Source organism: Reichenbachiella agarivorans (assembly GCF_025502585.1).
Taxonomy (GTDB): Bacteria; Bacteroidota; Bacteroidia; order Cytophagales; family Cyclobacteriaceae; genus Reichenbachiella; species Reichenbachiella agarivorans.
Genome location: NZ_CP106679.1, coordinates 3,628,300 through 3,644,450 on the forward strand (window position 1 = coordinate 3,628,300; position 16,151 = coordinate 3,644,450).

The 16,151-nt window shown below is 40.7% G+C and carries 17 protein-coding genes; 4 read left to right on the forward strand and 13 right to left on the reverse strand.

The window, feature by feature from the left end:
* Nucleotides 1–18 precede the first annotated feature (18 nt).
* Nucleotides 19–429 carry a DoxX family protein gene (locus N6H18_RS15290; RefSeq protein ID WP_262309152.1) on the forward strand — a complete coding sequence of 137 codons (411 nt, stop codon included), beginning with the start codon at nucleotides 19–21 and terminating at the stop codon, nucleotides 427–429.
* 7 nt (nucleotides 430–436) lie between these two features.
* On the opposite strand, the gene N6H18_RS15295 is transcribed toward N6H18_RS15290, so the two are convergent.
* The 3 genes from N6H18_RS15295 to apaG all read right to left on the reverse strand — a co-directional run bounded on the left by N6H18_RS15295 (nucleotide 437) and on the right by apaG (nucleotide 2,664).
* Nucleotides 437–1,360 (reverse strand): coiled-coil domain-containing protein, encoded by a 924-nt coding sequence (locus N6H18_RS15295; protein ID WP_262309153.1) that lies wholly within the window; start codon nucleotides 1,358–1,360, stop codon nucleotides 437–439.
* A gap of 101 nt (nucleotides 1,361–1,461) precedes the next feature.
* On the reverse strand, nucleotides 1,462–2,253 hold the full coding sequence (locus N6H18_RS15300) for an O-methyltransferase (RefSeq protein WP_262309154.1): 792 nt from the start codon (nucleotides 2,251–2,253) through the stop codon (nucleotides 1,462–1,464).
* 21 nt (nucleotides 2,254–2,274) lie between these two features.
* Nucleotides 2,275–2,664, reverse strand: coding sequence for a Co2+/Mg2+ efflux protein ApaG (gene apaG / locus N6H18_RS15305; RefSeq protein ID WP_323131516.1), 390 nt, complete (start codon nucleotides 2,662–2,664; stop codon nucleotides 2,275–2,277).
* A 79-nt stretch (nucleotides 2,665–2,743) separates the two neighbouring features.
* On the opposite strand from apaG, the gene ung reads away from it, so the two are divergent.
* Nucleotides 2,744–3,406, forward strand: coding sequence for a uracil-DNA glycosylase (ung, locus tag N6H18_RS15310; protein WP_262309155.1), 663 nt, complete (start codon nucleotides 2,744–2,746; stop codon nucleotides 3,404–3,406).
* Nucleotides 3,407–3,433: 27 nt separating this feature from the next.
* Here the strand turns inward: ung and lepB are convergent, their stop codons facing one another.
* The 7 genes from lepB to N6H18_RS15345 all read right to left on the reverse strand — a co-directional run bounded on the left by lepB (nucleotide 3,434) and on the right by N6H18_RS15345 (nucleotide 11,306).
* The gene (gene lepB, locus N6H18_RS15315; protein ID WP_262309156.1) at nucleotides 3,434–4,525 is read right to left on the reverse strand and encodes a signal peptidase I; all 1,092 of its coding nucleotides are present in this window, start codon (nucleotides 4,523–4,525) and stop codon (nucleotides 3,434–3,436) included.
* A gap of 19 nt (nucleotides 4,526–4,544) precedes the next feature.
* Entirely contained in the window at nucleotides 4,545–5,258 is a 714-nt protein-coding gene (dapB, locus tag N6H18_RS15320) for a 4-hydroxy-tetrahydrodipicolinate reductase (protein WP_262309157.1), read from the reverse strand.
* A gap of 1 nt (nucleotide 5,259) precedes the next feature.
* A complete protein-coding gene (locus N6H18_RS15325) occupies nucleotides 5,260–5,853 on the reverse strand; it encodes a DUF5683 domain-containing protein (RefSeq protein ID WP_262309158.1) in 594 nt (197 codons plus the stop codon).
* Nucleotides 5,846–6,757, reverse strand: coding sequence for a ParB/RepB/Spo0J family partition protein (locus N6H18_RS15330; protein WP_262309159.1), 912 nt, complete (start codon nucleotides 6,755–6,757; stop codon nucleotides 5,846–5,848). Before N6H18_RS15330 ends, N6H18_RS15325 begins: the two co-directional genes overlap by 8 nt.
* An 18-nt stretch (nucleotides 6,758–6,775) precedes the next feature.
* Entirely contained in the window at nucleotides 6,776–7,555 is a 780-nt protein-coding gene (locus N6H18_RS15335; protein WP_262309160.1) for a ParA family protein, read from the reverse strand.
* Nucleotides 7,556–7,847: 292 nt separating this feature from the next.
* A complete protein-coding gene (gene yidC / locus N6H18_RS15340; RefSeq protein WP_262309161.1) occupies nucleotides 7,848–9,668 on the reverse strand; it encodes a membrane protein insertase YidC in 1,821 nt (606 codons plus the stop codon).
* Nucleotides 9,669–9,674: 6 nt separating this feature from the next.
* Nucleotides 9,675–11,306, reverse strand: a complete 1,632-nt coding sequence (locus N6H18_RS15345) for a CTP synthase (protein WP_262309162.1) — start codon at nucleotides 11,304–11,306, stop codon at nucleotides 9,675–9,677.
* A gap of 338 nt (nucleotides 11,307–11,644) precedes the next feature.
* Between N6H18_RS15345 and xseA the strand changes: the two genes are divergently transcribed.
* Together xseA and xseB are read left to right on the forward strand one after the other, a co-directional pair.
* Nucleotides 11,645–12,886 carry an exodeoxyribonuclease VII large subunit gene (gene xseA / locus N6H18_RS15350; RefSeq protein ID WP_262309163.1) on the forward strand — a complete coding sequence of 414 codons (1,242 nt, stop codon included), beginning with the start codon at nucleotides 11,645–11,647 and terminating at the stop codon, nucleotides 12,884–12,886.
* 11 nt (nucleotides 12,887–12,897) lie between these two features.
* Nucleotides 12,898–13,083: an exodeoxyribonuclease VII small subunit gene (xseB, locus tag N6H18_RS15355; RefSeq protein ID WP_262309164.1), complete on the forward strand. Its 186-nt coding sequence runs from the start codon at nucleotides 12,898–12,900 to the stop codon at nucleotides 13,081–13,083.
* 73 nt (nucleotides 13,084–13,156) lie between these two features.
* Here xseB and N6H18_RS15360 read toward each other — a convergent pair whose 3' ends face one another.
* The 3 genes from N6H18_RS15360 to N6H18_RS15370 form a co-directional block, all read right to left on the reverse strand.
* Nucleotides 13,157–13,342, reverse strand: a complete 186-nt coding sequence (locus N6H18_RS15360; protein ID WP_262309165.1) for a hypothetical protein — start codon at nucleotides 13,340–13,342, stop codon at nucleotides 13,157–13,159.
* Nucleotides 13,343–13,499: 157 nt separating this feature from the next.
* Complete coding sequence (locus N6H18_RS15365; RefSeq protein WP_262309166.1) at nucleotides 13,500–14,162, reverse strand: response regulator transcription factor; 663 nt, start codon at nucleotides 14,160–14,162, stop codon at nucleotides 13,500–13,502.
* Nucleotides 14,125–15,762 carry a sensor histidine kinase gene (locus N6H18_RS15370; protein ID WP_262309167.1) on the reverse strand — a complete coding sequence of 546 codons (1,638 nt, stop codon included), beginning with the start codon at nucleotides 15,760–15,762 and terminating at the stop codon, nucleotides 14,125–14,127. The genes N6H18_RS15365 and N6H18_RS15370 overlap by 38 nt, the downstream gene beginning before the upstream one ends.
* Nucleotides 15,763–16,151: the final 389 nt, after the last annotated feature.

Genomic DNA, 16,151 nt, shown 5'->3' on the forward strand with positions numbered 1-16,151 from the left:
TAAATTGACCCCTACCTTATGATTAACAGGTTCCAAATCATTAAATACACTCCACGAATTGTTGTGGCATTTATTCTCCTTCAAACACTCTGGTTTAAATTCGGAATAGGTGGAGCAGAAGCCCTAGAGGAATCCAAAATGATCTTTGTCACTTTGTCAAACGCCCTGTTTGGTAACAATCACCATGAGGCGTTTCTTAGAATCGGAACTGGTATTGTAGAGCTTGCAATATCTATTTTGATATTTACTCGCTGGTCATATTATGGCGCTTTGATGGGTATTGGTGTGATGATAGGAGCCCTCCTATCACATCTTTTATTCCTAGGAATTTCTATCAACCAAGATTCAGGACAACTGATGGCCATGTCCATAATCACCCTGATTGGCTGTATCAAAATCGCTTATGATGAGAAATTTAGTAAGGTTTGACCTATATTTATTTGACAACAAACGAACCTTGACCCATTTTATAACTGTCTGTGTACACCTCTACAGTGTATTTACCTAAATCATACTCAGACCCTTTGTCATACAAAAATGTCAATGATTGTGTGTTTCTGTCATACAGAATTTCTTTCTTGACTGTATAAAAGCTCTCTCTACCTTCAAACACAAAAGTTCCAGAACCTGTTGCTACATCAAATACCACTTTGCTGTCAGGCCCAGTGATCTTTACCAAGATGTTTTTCCCTTCTATGGGCGCAACGTGATTTTCCAAGACATCAAATTGGATTTTTAGATGGTCTATATGGCGGTTCTTAAACTCACCATCTTTCTCTTTGCCATTGCTACTGACAGCCAATATTTTCATCCCGTCAATTTTGAGTTGGGAGGCTACAGCTACTTTTTTCTCTAGCTCTGTGCGACTGGTATTGAGATCTTTGATAGATTCATTGAGGACATTGGCTTCATCCTTCAATTCCGTATTTTCTTCGAGCAAGGCTGCATTCATCTTCTTGAGTCTCTCAATCTCCTTGTCTTGATTGACTAAAAGCTCTTTGTATCCTTTCACCTTTTCTTGCAAGTCATTGATCTGACCATAGGCCTTTTTTCTAAAAGCCTTCTTTTCCTCTTCCAACTGGTTTTTAATCTGTAAAAGCGTATCTATCTCTCCACCCAATTGTGCGATTTTCAAAATCCTAGTATCTAACTCATTGCTCATCGAGTCTAATTCATAGTAGGCTGCATCCAGCTGCTGTTGAGTACTTTCATTCTTTTCCTCCAAATCCAGAGATTGAAGCAATTGATAAACAAACCCAACCGAAAGTGCCAATATCACCAGTGCTACTAGAATGATGAACACTCTCTTTCTACTCTGTGCTTCCTGCTTTTTCGGTTGCTGCTTTTGATTAATTTCCATGTTATCTAATTTCCAAAATGTAAAAATATATGAATATCTGTCTTAACCAAGACTACTTCGTGTTGTTAAGAAATATTCTCTACTCAAATACCAGACCAATGTCAAAAATTTAAAATATACTGTTTGGGAGTTAAGTCTGCCTTATAGATAAGGATGCCCATTTGGTAGTTTTCAATGACAATCCCTTGATCAAAATCCTCCTTTATTTCATCCCACGCTCTTCGCATACCCATTGACCAATTGATGTCATCAAAAATCATAAAACCATGATTCTTGGATACCAATTGATTCAAGCTTTGGTAATACAATAAAGTTGCCTCATAGGTATGGTTGGCATCTACATAAATCAAATCAAACCGATCCTTTTTATTGAGCAGAAGGAACAAAGCCTCTTCGACACTACTATACATCAAATCAATACGCTCATCCACTTTCAACTCTTCAAAATTGGATTGAGCGATACCCGCCAAAATCTGATTTTTCTCGATCGTTACCAAGTGGCTTAGTCCAAAAGATCTCGCCATGATTGCAGCATTGATCCCCAAAGAAGTCCCTAACTCAAGTACTCTTTTTGCTTGCATAGATTCTTGAATCCTTTGAAGTGTATATGAATATTTGGGACTAGTCATGCCATAGCTGACAATACTAGATATGGAGTAGGTCTTTGCGTCCAAGACAGAGCCTGCTCCCACTTGGCTAGAAATGGTATTCCAATTGTGCTTCAATGATTCTATCAATCGTCTGATATCAGGTTCGTACTCAGAGCGACCAGTTGTCAGCACATGCCTATAAAATGAATAAATATAAGGAGCTTGAAGTGCATGCTCATCCTGCTTGAGCAGCCAATAAATAAGGTAACGATACGCTCGAAATAAAGCAGTTTGTAGATTCAAAAGAGGAACTTAAATTGGCTTTTAATTGTGGCGCTCAGGTACTATCATCACAAACTCAGGGATGAGTACTTCGATCATTTTGCCATCAATGATTCGTTCCATCAGATAGGTACCATACATTTTGCCTAGACCACTGCGGAGATTACACCCTGACACGTACACATGCTCCTGACCCGGCTCTAAGATAGGCTGTTGCCCTACCACACCTTCTCCCTCAACTTCTCGGTCTGAATATGCAGCATCTTTGATATACCAATGTCTTCGTTTGAGTTGTATGGTGTTCTCACTTTCATTCTTGATGATAACCTTGTAAGTAAAGACATAGTGATACTGTCGAGGACTGGAATACTTAGGTTGGTATTCTGTCTCCACACTCACTTTAATGCCTTTAGTTTTTTGGGTTACTATCATACAGCGATGATTAAACAATATTCAATGAGGTATTTGATTGAGATTACAAGTAAATGAATTTATTTTACATACAAAAAAAATGAATGTAAAAATTCACGAAAGCTGGAAAAATAGACTGAACAATGAGTTTCAAAGACCTTATTTCCAGTCACTTACCTCTTTTGTAAGATCAGAATACGAGACTAAAAAAGTATATCCAAAAGCAAAGGATATATTCAATGCCTTTAAATATTCTCCATTTGATCAAACCCGTGTGGTGATCATTGGACAAGACCCATATCATGGCGATGGTCAGGCTCATGGGTTGTGTTTTTCTGTCAATGAAGGCATAAAACCACCTCCTTCTCTCCAGAATATATTCAAAGAAATCCAAGAAGACATAGGCACGCCTATTCCAACCAGTGGAAACCTAGAAAGATGGGCACATCAAGGAGTACTACTCCTCAACGCCACACTGACCGTGCAAGCTCAGCAACCTGGATCACACCAAAAAAAGGGTTGGGAAGAGTTTACAGATGCCGTCATCCAATTGTTGTCTGATGAAAAAGAGAATTTGGTTTTTTTACTTTGGGGAGCCTACGCTCAAAAAAAAGGCGCAATCATTGATCAAACTAAACACTTGGTACTAGAGTCTGCTCACCCCTCTCCTTTTGCGGTTCACAGAGGATTCTTTGGCAACAAACACTTCAGCAAAACCAATACATATTTGAAAGAAAAAGGCTTACCAATCATTAATTGGTAAGCCTTTTCACAACCATTTTTTCTTCTATTAATTGATTCCGCTAAACAATCTCGACCACCTGATCTTGTTCAAGAAACTCTCATTAGGATCGATAGACATCCAGATAAATGAAGCCTCACCTACCACGTGATCCTCTGGCACAAAACCCCAAAATCTGGAGTCTTCAGAATTGTGACGATTGTCACCCATCATGAAATAGTAATTCTGCTTGAAAGTATATGTAGTCGCTACCTGACCATCAATGATCAACTGGTTCTCTTGCACCTTGACATCATCCAACCCTTCATAGTCTCTAATTGTGGAGCCATAAGTTGCCACCATGTCTTCATTGAGGTCAATGGTCATGCCCTCTGCAGGAATCACCAATGGCCCATAAAAATCAGCATTCCATGGGAAGCGACTCGCATCTGGGAAGATTCTGGCTTCTACATCCTCAGGACCTCTCTTTGCTTCGATGACCTGTGTCACGAAGGGTAAAGATTCAAACTTTTTAGCATCAGCAGGCTTGGCTTGGATGTAGTAACCACCATTAACTGGGGTGACATCCCAAACTCCGTTTTGCTTGAAAATACGTTCGTTGATACTTTTGTCAGAGGCAATAAAAAACAGGAATTGCATCTCCTCTGGGTTTTCACCTGGCTGACCATTGATATATACTTGTGTATCTCTCACTTCGATCGTGTCTCCACCTATAGCCACACAACGCTTGATATAATGTGTTTTGAGGTCAGTGGGGTGCTCAAACTCTGGTGGGTAATTGAATACCACCACGTCGTTTCTCTCCACACTCCCAAAACCTGGCAATCTAAACTGAGGCAATTGGATCGCATCCGAATAGGACGGAATGCTACTCAATGGTCCCCATAGTTTCGCATGTGTCAAAGGCACTTGCAAAGGTGTCTTAGGCGTCCTAGGGCCATAATTGATTTTACTCACAAATAGGAAGTCACCCACCAACAATGAATTCTCCATGGAAGGAGTCGGTATCGTATATGCTTCCATAAAAGCCCAACGGATCAAAGTAGCTGCAATCACCGCAAATACGATGGCATCTACCCACTCCCTAACTGGGCCTTTCTTTTTCTTTGGTTTCTTCTTAAAAAAGTCCTTAATATTCATCTTATGCTTTATTCAAATATTACAATTCCAACAAGTCATTCATTGAGAAGACTCCACTTTTACCTACCAACCATTCTGCAGCTAATACAGCACCCAATGCAAAGCCTTTGCGACTATGAGCCACGTGACTAATCGTGATGGTATCGATTTCTGAACTGTACGACACATCATGGGTACCTGGCACGTTTTCGATTCTCTCTGAGACAATGCCGATTTTACTTGCATCGTTGGTTTTCTCATTGACCCAAGCTGTTTTTCCATCCAACTGTTTCATCATACCTTCTGCGAGTGTAATAGCCGTACCACTAGGTGCGTCTAGTTTCTGTATATGATGAGTTTCAACCATAGACGAATCGTACGCTCTGCCGTTCATCAACTTGGCCAAGTATTCATTGAGCTTAAAGAAAATATTCACTCCCAAGCTATAATTCGATGCATAGAAAAACCCTCCCTTTTTGGAGTCAACGAGAGCCTCTACTTCTGCAAAACGATCTAGCCATCCCGTACTCCCTGAGACCACTGGAACTCCGTTGGTCAAACAAGTAGAAATATTATTGAATGCAGATTCTGGCGAAGTAAACTCGATAACCACATCTGTATTATCTGGTTTGATATCGTTTAGTTCTCGCAGGTTATCAATTGTAATTTTCTTAGAGACCTGATGACCTCTCTCAATCAAAATTTGTTCGATGGCTTGTCCCATCTTCCCGTATCCTACTAATCCGATATTCATATTATTTATTGAGGTTTATGACCATTGACATGCCGATGTTTCTAACAGTGTACTGGGTTTGTTCTTTGTATGAAGGTAAAATGGCTAACTCATCATTGATGTCAAATTCAATCAAATGTGCAGCTACATGAGCATCCACAATATTAAGGATATAGTAAACCACTCCTATAATAATCATAAAATCACGGTCTCTCTGAAACTGCTCAGCTCTCCTTTGGAGAGAAGATTCACTAAATCCTGAAAAGGGATTTACGGTACTTTCATCACCATCAGTTTCTGCTATCCAAGCATTCCTAAACGCTGTATAGTAATCTTGGTTGTATTTGATCAGGTGTCCGATCAATATACCTCCACCGTAAATAATAGGCAGTTTCCAATACTGTTTGTTGTACATCTGTCCTAGGCCTGGCAACACAGCAGAATACAAGGCAGACCTATCAGGATCCAATTTAGATTTGCTTTTGAAGGTCTCAATACCGGGAGTCTCTAAGAACAAAGAATCCTGATAAATAACTTCATTTTGCGCACGCAAAGAGAGCGTGGCAAAGATGAATAAAATGACACAAATCGAATTTTTAATCAAAGTATCAAGCATCGATAATTTCCAAGATTCTGTTGAGTTCTGACACAGAACCAAATGGAATCTTGATTTCTCCTTTGTTATTATCATTGGACGCGATTTTAATCTTGGTCCCGAAATGCGAAGATAGTTTATCTTGAACTTTAATTATTTCTTTGTTCTCCTCTTTGTTTTCACTTTTTTCAACGGGTGCGTCAGGAAATGACGCTTGTTTCACCAAAGCTTCGACCTTTCTTACAGACAAGTCCTCGTTGAGTATTTTCTTGAGTAGTTCTAATTGAAACGAGGAGTCTTCGACACTAATGAGTGCTCTGGCATGTCCCATTGATATTTTCCCATCTCTCACTGCCGCCTGAATATCGGGAGGTAATTTGAGTAATCTGAGATAATTATTGACAGTTGAGCGTTTCTTTCCTACTCGATCACCCAACTCTTCTTGTTTCAATTTACAATCTGTCAATAGACGCTGATAGCTCAGTGCCACTTCCATGGCGTTGAGATCTTCTCTTTGGATGTTTTCGATCAGCGCCATTTCTAGCATCTGCTGATCATCTGCTGTCCTGATGTATGCAGGTACTTTTTTCAGCCCTGCGAGTTTACTTGCTTGAAACCGTCTCTCTCCTGAGATCAATTGATATGAATTGTTGTTCAATCTACGCAAAGTGATTGGCTGGATGATACCTTGGACTTTGATCGATTCGGCCAATTCTTCGAGTGCCTCCTGGTTAAAATCAGTACGAGGCTGATAGGGATTTACTTCAATCTGATCCAACTGTACCTCAGAGATACTGCCCACGGCAGCACTTCTCTCTCGCAAAGGATGTCTGTCCTTTACTTCTGTTTTGTCAGTAGAATCATTGAGCAATGCACCTAAACCTCTACCTAATGCGTTTCTTTTTCCTTGCTTATTGTCAGCCATCTCCTACCTTTTCTTTAATTAATCTACAACTGCCAATTGATTCTTAGCGATGATTTCATGTGCCAAGTTCAAATAGCTGATTGCTCCTTTGCTTTCAGCATCGTGAGCTATCGCAGGCAATCCAAAACTCGGTGACTCACTGAGTTTGATATTTCTTGGAATCAAAGTGTCAAACACCATGGATTTGAAGTGAGTAGTCACTTCTTCTACCACCTGATTGGACAATCTCAACCTCATGTCATACATGGTCAACAGGATGCCTTCAATTTCTAATTCCTTGTTTAAGCGAGACTGGATAATCTTGATTGTATTCAGGAGTTTTCCGAGGCCTTCCAAGGCAAAATACTCACACTGTACTGGAATAATAATCGAATCAGCAGCAGTGAGTGCATTGATCGTAATCAAACCAAGTGATGGAGAACAGTCAATGATGATGAAATCATAATCATCTTTGATAGGCGCCAAAGCCTGTTTCATTTTTTCCTCTCTCTCCTCATAGTCTACCAACTCTACCTCGGCCCCTACCAAGTCAATATGCGAAGGGAGCAAATCCAAATATGCAATGTCGGTCTGAATGATGCAATCATAGGGATCAATCCCGTCTACCATGCACTCATAGATTCCCGCAGTGATTTGTTTGGGATCCTCTCCTATGCCCGATGTGGCATTGGCTTGAGGATCTGCATCTACCATCAATGTTTTGTATTCTAATGCTGCCAAACTGGCTGCTAGGTTGATTGACGATGTAGTTTTACCAACTCCACCCTTTTGATTTGCGATTGCTATGATCTTACCCATAAAGCTTGGTTTCTGTTTATTTAACTCTGATAGTCCACACGAGGCACACTACTGAATGTGGCAAATATATGTTCCGTTTACTCATTAATGATGATTGACTTGAGAAATTTGTCCACATTAAAATGTTGATAAATATATTAATCACCAAATATCTCCTGTGTAAAGTCCTTGACAAATGATTCTCGTGTTTTTACTCCCAGTATGACCGGAGTATAAACACGGTTTCATCCAAAAAAAATCCAGACTGCTGCTGCGGTCTGGATTTTTCATGTTTTCATCTCATATAGATGAGTTATTTTTTCTTTTTCGTCTTACGGGCCTCTTCGCTTGCCTTCATTGCCTCGTCCAGTTTCTGCTGAAACTTAGACTTCTTCTTATTGACATTTTTCTTACGGTTTTCCTCCATCACCAGTTTGATTTTATCCTCATCCACCAGCCTTCTAAACAAAGCTGTCTGTCCGAATGAAACCACATTGGATACAAAGTAGTAGAAAGTCAAACCTGCAGAGTAACTATTCAAGAAGAACAAGAACATGATAGGCATCATGTATTGCATCGTCTTCATAGGTCCTTGCATCTGGGTATTCATCTGGCTGTTAGTCCATGTCACTGCCAAGGTTGAAAGAGTCATCAACAAGGTAAACAAACTCACGTGATCACCATAAAACGGGATCGTAAAGGGCAAATCCCAAATACTGTCATAAGTTGACAAATCATGCGCCCACAAGAATGACTCTTGTCTCAGTTCAATCGAGTTGGGGAAGAAGTTGAACATTGCCAATAAGAATGGAAATTGCAACAACATCGGAATACAACCGCTCAATGGATTGACCCCCGCCTTTTGGTAAAGTGCCATGGTTTCCTGCTGTGTCTTCTGTGCATCCCCATCATTCTTTTCTTTGATGGCATCCATCTCAGGTTTCAAGACTTTCATCTTGGCCATTGACATGTGCGATGTGTAAGTCAATGGCGCCAATATCAACCTGATGATAAACACCAACAAGATGATGATGATACCATAATTAGAGATGTATTGCTCCAGGAAGTTGAATACTGGGATAATCAACCACTTGTTGACGAATCTAAACAGCTTCCATCCCAAATCCACGTTTTCTTCAAAACCGTCAGTGACCTGCTTGGTAATCTTGTAATCATTAGGTCCGAAATAATAAGTAAACTTACCCTTACCGGTTTTCAAATCCCCTACTGGGAGAATCACATTGGCGATCGCATGCTTGATGGTAATGGTATCTTCTTCATTGGCCTCCATGGAATAGAATGCAGAACTCATTTGGTTGTCTGCAATCAATCCGGATGAGAAGAATTTTTGCTTGAACGTAAACCACTTGATAGGAGAAGCTATAGTCTCTGCTTCCGAATCCCCAGAACCAATGTTATCAACCCCTTCACCGATTGGCATATAATACACTGTGGTTTTGCTTCTTGACTCCTTGAAGGTCTTTTCGTAGCGTTTGATGTCATTCTTCCAGTTGAACTTTACGTCTTGGTTATCCACAATACCATCCAATCCAACCAAGTTGATTTCATACTTGACCTGAAAGCCTGAAACTGGCAAACTATAAACCTGCTCTAAATATCTGTTGGCATCAAACGCCACTCTGTATCGAATAACCGAAGTATCACCCTTTGATTCTTGCGTAGCTGTGTAATACAACTCCGATACATTGACTGGCTTGTAATTGCTCTGCAAAATCATTTCCGTATGGCTACTCACTTTGTCCAGCAAGATCAAGGGTTGATCTTCGAAGGTTTTATAGCCCTTCAATTCAACATTCTTTACGGTTGCTCCTTTGTTGGAGAAAGCGATGACGACATCCTTATTTTCTAGAACTATATTTTCCTCACTGCCATTAGCAAATCCTGCAAAAAGACCGTACCTCTCCTTTTGCATCGCAGAAACCATCGAATCCTGCTCAGCAGTCAACTCTTGTACGGAATTCTGTGCAGAAGTATCGGTTGTGACCTGAGCTGACTCAGTTGCAGTCGTTTCGTCTACTACAGGTTTTACAGGGGGCTCGGGAGCGAAAAATTGAAAATAAACAGTCATGAGCGCGAGCATCACAACCATCCCGATTATTTGTTTCCTATCCATTGATTATTAACTATTATCTGATGTTTTATCTGCCTTGTATTGCATGGCAGCCTTTACAAATTTTACAAAAAGTGGGTGTGGGTTCAGTACTGTACTTTTCAGTTCTGGGTGAAACTGAGACCCAACAAACCATCGGTGGTCTTTGAGTTCAACCACCTCTACCAAACCTGTCTTTGGGTTCTTTCCAGATGCAATCATTCCATGCTTCTCAAATTCATCCAAATACTTGTTATTGAACTCATATCTATGTCTGTGTCGTTCAGAAATTTTGGTTTGTCCATAAGTTGCATGCGCCTTGGTACCTTTGGTGAGTTGACATTCATATGCTCCCAATCTCATCGTCCCGCCCATCTCGATCAGGTTTTTTTGATCTTCCATCAAGTCGATGATAGGATGTTTGGTTTCTGGATTCATTTCTTTAGAATGTGCTCCTTCCAATTTCAACACATTTCTAGCAAACTCGATGGTAGCACATTGCATACCTAAGCAAATCCCAAAGAATGGCACATCGTTTTCACGCACATACTTGATGGAATGAATTTTTCCTTCTATGCCACGCTCTCCAAATCCTGGTGCGACCAATACTCCATGCATTTTTGCCAACAAGGTTTCGGCATTGGATTCATCGATTTTTTCAGACGAAATCCACGTCACGTTGACTTTGCACTCGTTGTGTGCTCCTGCATGCACAAAAGACTCGCTGATGGATTTGTATGCATCTTGCAGTTCAACATATTTTCCTACTACAGCTATTCTGATTTCATCAGTTGGGTTTTTCAATTTGCCCAAAAACTCTTTCCAATGTTCCAGACCTGGCTCTTTTTTGTATGAGAACTTCATTCTGGCCAACACTCGTTCATCCAGTTTTTCCTTTCTCATCAACAAAGGCACATCGTAGATGGTCGGCGCATCCATGGCCTCAATCACACAGTTATGTGGCACATTACAAAAAAGTGCGATTTTCTTTCTCAGATCCATCGGCAACTTTTTCTCGGTTCTGCAGACCAAAATATCCGGCTGGACTCCTGCTTCCAACAATTGCTTGACTGAGTGCTGCGTCGGTTTGGTTTTCAACTCTCCAGCTGCACTCAAATATGGAATCAATGTCAAATGAATACTCAATGCATTGGTAGGTCCCAATTCAAATCTCGCCTGCCTCACGGCTTCTATAAATGGCAGAGATTCAATATCACCCACGCATCCTCCTAGTTCCGTGATCACAAAATCGTACTGATCTGTGTTGCCTAGCTTGTAGATACTGTTCTTGATTTCATCCGTGATGTGAGGAACAACTTGTACAGTCTTACCCAAAAACTCACCTTCTCTTTCCTTCTTGATCACATTGTAGTAGATCCTTCCTGTGGTGACATTGTTGGCTTGAGAGGTAGGTACATTCAAGAATCGCTCATAATGTCCCAAATCCAAATCTGTTTCAGCACCATCATCCGTTACGTAGCATTCGCCATGTTCATATGGATTGAGTGTACCTGGATCGACGTTGATATAAGGATCAAATTTTTGAATGGTGACAGAAAAACCTCTGGCTTGCAGCAGTTTAGCTAATGAAGCCGAAATAATTCCCTTGCCTAATGATGATGTTACTCCTCCCGTAACGAAAATGTACTTTGTAGATGTCATTAAAGATGTGATTTCAAAACTGTAGTTACGGGGAGCAAATTTAGGTCAATAGTATCAATAACAAAGGTTGACACTCTTTATTATTTGGATATTCTGTAGGAACATGAATTTCAGCCTGATATATAGAGTAATGAGTACAAAGTACTGGGTAGTGAGTACAATGATTTTAATAAAACTACCAAACTGATCCACCAAAAAACCAGATAACACGAAAACCAGACTACTAGGAAACCAACAAATGAGTATTACCCTGAAGATTTTCAAATTTTGATGCATCAATTGGGCACAAACGTTTGTTTTCAAACTAGTTTTGAAGCTGAAGTCAAAAGTACAATCTATTGGAACACCACAGTCTTTCTGAATTCAATCTACTGGTCAAGCAAACCTTGTCCAATCATCTAGCTCCCTCCTACTGGATTGTCGCGGAGATTGGTGAAATGACCGTTGTGCAAAAGGGACACTGCTACATGGATTTGGTTGAGAAAGAAGGTAACTTCATCAAAGCCAAACAACGCGCAACCATCTGGTCCTATGCCTTTTCGGGAATTCAAAGTCAGTTCCAACAAATAGCAGGCGTACCACTCAAAAAAGGAATGGAAGTATTGATCAATGCCAGCTTGGATTATCATGAAGTCTACGGTATCAGTCTGAATATCAGAGACATTGACCCATCCTTCACTTTGGGTGAGCGGGAACGAAGAAAACAAGAGACCATTCTCCAACTCGAAAGAGAAGGTATCATTGATCTCAATAAATCACTGATACTGCCCCAAGTACCTCAGAGAATTGCCATCATCAGCTCAGAAACTGCTGCAGGTTACGGTGATTTTGTCAATCAAATCAACCAAAACAGCTATGGATATCAAGTAAGTCTTAGGCTGTTCCAAGCTACCATGCAAGGTGATCAAGCTGTGAAATCGATCATTGACAGCCTGCATCGAATCTATGAACTAGAAGATGAAATTGACCTGGTAGTAATCATCCGAGGTGGTGGTGCTCAAACTGACCTAGATTGCTTTGATAGCTATGATCTTTGTGCACATCTGGCACAATTCCCTCTACCAGTAGTGACAGGTATCGGACATGAAAGAGACCATACTGTTGCTGATTTGGTCGCCAATGTCAATTTGAAGACACCTACTGCCGTTGCAGAATTCATCATCAGTGGGTTGATGCAATTTGAATCCGATGTCCTTGAATTGTTTCAAAAGATAGGTGAGATAGCCAGAGGCAAAGTACAACAAGAACTGCAACTCATCATAGAATCCAAGCATAGGATAGCACTAAAAACCCAGCATATTCTCCAAAAATCAAGTTTTGAGCTGGATAGAATCGTACAGTTATTGAATCAAAAACCCAAAGACATCATTCGGTCCAAAAGCCAAGAACTGAATGCGCTGGCAAAACTATTACAAGCGCATGATCCCAAAGAAGTACTCAAAAAGGGCTATAGCATCACGAGAATAAATGGCCAAAGCATCAATGATCAGACTAAAGCCCGTGCTGGTGATCAATTGGAAACAATCACGTATGATCAAGTTCTCACCAGTACAGTGACAGAAACTAAAAAAACATCCTAAAACAGTGAATCATGAATAAGAAGAAACCGAGTTCTTATCAAGCTGCATTTGAAGAATTGCAAAGTATAGCCACGCAACTAGAATCTGGAGAAGCCAATATTGATGAACTCTCAGCACTAGTCAAGCGCGCCAAGGAATTGGTCCTGTACTGTCAAGAAAGACTCAAAGGAACAGAAAAGGAATTGTCAGAGTCTTGAAGGCGCTGTTTGCTACTCACTGACCGTCTAGCCATGTCATGGTTCCTATATTCTAAAACTCAAGTCCCTAAACTCAGGCAGACATGAGTTCTGACTTTCTTTTATAAACTGGGTGATTAGACACCCATTTATCCAGCGACTCACGATCTTCACGGACAAGTTGTTTAATTGCCTTTTTGTATTCCTTGTCAAACAAGACTTCACTGAAACTCACTCGATCTAAAATCAATTTGTAATAGCTTAAAAACGATGTTTTCATCAATCCACAATTTTGGTCTACTGATTCGAGCGCAAAGAACAAAAACCTATCTCCTCGAAGTAAACGAATGTGGTTAAATAATTATGAACAAAGGGTTAAGAGAATTGAACCTGGATTTTTGAGAACCAAGATGTCTTGCACCTTGGCTCTTTGATTCTTACAAATCATCAAATAATTCTCTTTCTATTGCATAGATCACAAGTCCAGCCACGTTTTTACACCCCGTCTTTTCGAGCAAATTTCGCTTGTGTGCGTCAACTGTACGCATACCAATGAAGAGCTCGTCTGAGATTTCGGCATTGCTGTACTCCTTGCATATCAGGTGCAAAACCTCCTGTTCCCTAGTAGTCAAGGGAACCTCAAGGCTCAGGCGCTTTTTGGGATCGAGCTGTTTGGTTGCATCCCGAAGAATGATATCCGTGACTTCCTTGGAATAATAGGTGTTGCCCTTCATGACTTCCGTAATTGCGTCATTTAGTTCCTTCTCAGTACAATTCTTCAGCAGATAGCCGTTGGCACCAGCTTTCATCATCTGCTTGATGTGGTGATTTTCACTCACCATAGTCAGAGCAATTATTTTCACCTGATGGTTTTCTAACCGAATCGCAGTGGTCAAATCGATTCCATTGAGTTCGGGCATCAAAATATCGACCAATATCAGGTCTGGTGACAAATGTTGAAACATCTGCAACGCAATTGCTCCATCTGCTGCCTCTCCTATTACATGGTAATCTTCATTGTCAACCAAGAAGGCCTTGATACCTTCTCGAATCATTTTATGATCATCTACCAAAAGAATTTTGATCTTCTCCTTCGACATTTTTTGCTTTTTTGGTTTGGTATGGTATTTCCATCAATAGGTGTGTTCCTTTGCCTGGCACACTGTCTATATACAATTGTCCACCGATGGATGTGGCTCTGTTTTGCATGTTATTGAGTCCAAATCCCCTCTCGGCATCCAAGACTTTTTGGTAATCAAAACCCTTGCCATTGTCATCAATGGTCAGGATTAATGTATCATCATGTTGTATCAATTGAATCGTAGCGACACTAGCTTCTGCATATTTCACGATGTTGGTGATAGCCTCTTGAGTAATTCTATAAAGAGACAAACAGATCGAAGTAGGTATATCCTCCATGCCATGACTCACATGAAACTCGAACCGTGTCGCAATGACACCCTCCAAATCTTCGATCAATGACTCAACTGCCGCTTGATAGCCATAATCCTCTATGGTCTTGGGCATCAAACGATGGCTGATGCTTCTCGTGGCGGAGATGGCTTCTTGCAACGAATCAGATGCTACATCCAAATGCTTTTTTGAATCAGAATTCAAACGATTTTTCTTAGCATACTCCAGGTTTAAATGCGCGGTAGTCAACACCTGCTGCAAATGATCATGTATCTCTTCCGAAAAATGAGTGCGTGCACGGTCTTCAGCTTCCAATGTAGCTGCCATCACCTTTTCGTGGGTGCGTACTCGATCAGTTATATCAATCATACATCCCTCCAACATCTCCTCTCCATGAGAGTTGGCTTGTATAGCACCTTGCTCCCAAATCCAATGCTCTCGACCCGAAGCATCTATGATTCTATAGTTGACTTTGTAAGTAGTACCCTTCTTCAACTGTCGGTTGGTTTCTGTCCACAAAAAATCTCGATCATTGGGATGAATCAAATCAGCTAAGGATTTATTCTTTTGGGCACCTACAAAGTCCGAATCAGCATAACCAGTCAATTCTTTGACATAAGGACTGATGTATCTCATGGTCCAATCTTGATTCATGTCACAGCGAAACACTATCCCAGGGATATTTTTAACCAAAGTTTCATAGCGTTTGTTTTGCTCCATGATCAACATCGATTGATCGATGATCTCATGCTCTAGTGACGCGCGATAGATCATTTTGCTCAGTATCGCACCAATGGCACATGACAGAGAATCAAACACACTCACGATCGCTTCACTCCAATCACGCTCATATTCTATGGTTGTCAGACTCAGGAGACCCCAGAGATTGCCAGAGACAAATATGGGCACCAGCACACCAGATTGTCCTCCCGTCAAATTGAGATGTTTCGCCAATTCGGGTGTGGCCTCACTCTTCTTGAAGGTATAAGTATTGCCCACCGCCAACTGATCATATATAGTAGGGAAAGAAGTGAGTGGTTTTTCGGTATTTATGTCCAGTCGATGCTGATCATACACTTTCATCCAGTGATGTTTCAGATTCAACACCAATCGCTTGTCTGCCGTCAGTGTCAGTTCCGAGATAAACACATCTCCGTCAAAAGCCTCACCCAGGTATTGGAGTGCATGATCCAGTGCCTGTTCAAAATTTTGGTTGATGATCAACTCCTTGATGGCTAAGGATACTCCTATCAAAGCTCGGTCGTTGGACACGCTCATATTAGTCATATTGATTACGATTTGAATTTAGCCCGAAAAAATAATTATGGAGTAGAGCCGATGAGAAAATCATATATTTTATCTCATTTGACTTCAAAATAAAACAGGAAGCACAAATCAAATTGGCTTCCTGCTTCGGATGTCAACAGACAATCAAAGACTGTCTATCAAACTATAAATGTGTAGAACCTCATTTCTCAGACAAAAAAGATCGGGGATTCAAAAAGCCGATGCTCATGATCCCCGATCAAAACCAACCTAACCTATCTTTAATTTTCTCACTGCTGACTCCTTTCAATGGTTAAGTGGCATGTTGTTTAATGCTAGAGTCAATAATTCAATCTTTTGGTTGGAAAAAATCGAGGAGCATTCATCTCTACTATCCAACTGCACATCGC

Coding starts and splice junctions, on each gene's coding strand:
- N6H18_RS15290 (WP_262309152.1), top strand. CDS start 19: ATGATTAACAGGTTCCAAATCATTAAATACACTCCACGAATTGTTGTG.
- N6H18_RS15295 (WP_262309153.1), bottom strand. CDS start 1,360: ATGGAAATTAATCAAAAGCAGCAACCGAAAAAGCAGGAAGCACAGAGT.
- apaG (WP_323131516.1), bottom strand. CDS start 2,664: ATGATAGTAACCCAAAAAACTAAAGGCATTAAAGTGAGTGTGGAGACA.
- ung (WP_262309155.1), top strand. CDS start 2,744: ATGAATGTAAAAATTCACGAAAGCTGGAAAAATAGACTGAACAATGAG.
- lepB (WP_262309156.1), bottom strand. CDS start 4,525: ATGAATATTAAGGACTTTTTTAAGAAGAAACCAAAGAAAAAGAAAGGC.
- dapB (WP_262309157.1), bottom strand. CDS start 5,258: ATGAATATCGGATTAGTAGGATACGGGAAGATGGGACAAGCCATCGAA.
- N6H18_RS15325 (WP_262309158.1), bottom strand. CDS start 5,853: ATGCTTGATACTTTGATTAAAAATTCGATTTGTGTCATTTTATTCATC.
- N6H18_RS15330 (WP_262309159.1), bottom strand. CDS start 6,757: ATGGCTGACAATAAGCAAGGAAAAAGAAACGCATTAGGTAGAGGTTTA.
- N6H18_RS15335 (WP_262309160.1), bottom strand. CDS start 7,555: ATGGGTAAGATCATAGCAATCGCAAATCAAAAGGGTGGAGTTGGTAAA.
- yidC (WP_262309161.1), bottom strand. CDS start 9,668: ATGGATAGGAAACAAATAATCGGGATGGTTGTGATGCTCGCGCTCATG.
- N6H18_RS15345 (WP_262309162.1), bottom strand. CDS start 11,306: ATGACATCTACAAAGTACATTTTCGTTACGGGAGGAGTAACATCATCA.
- xseB (WP_262309164.1), top strand. CDS start 12,898: ATGAATAAGAAGAAACCGAGTTCTTATCAAGCTGCATTTGAAGAATTG.
- N6H18_RS15360 (WP_262309165.1), bottom strand. CDS start 13,342: ATGAAAACATCGTTTTTAAGCTATTACAAATTGATTTTAGATCGAGTG.
- N6H18_RS15365 (WP_262309166.1), bottom strand. CDS start 14,162: ATGTCGAAGGAGAAGATCAAAATTCTTTTGGTAGATGATCATAAAATG.
- N6H18_RS15370 (WP_262309167.1), bottom strand. CDS start 15,762: ATGACTAATATGAGCGTGTCCAACGACCGAGCTTTGATAGGAGTATCC.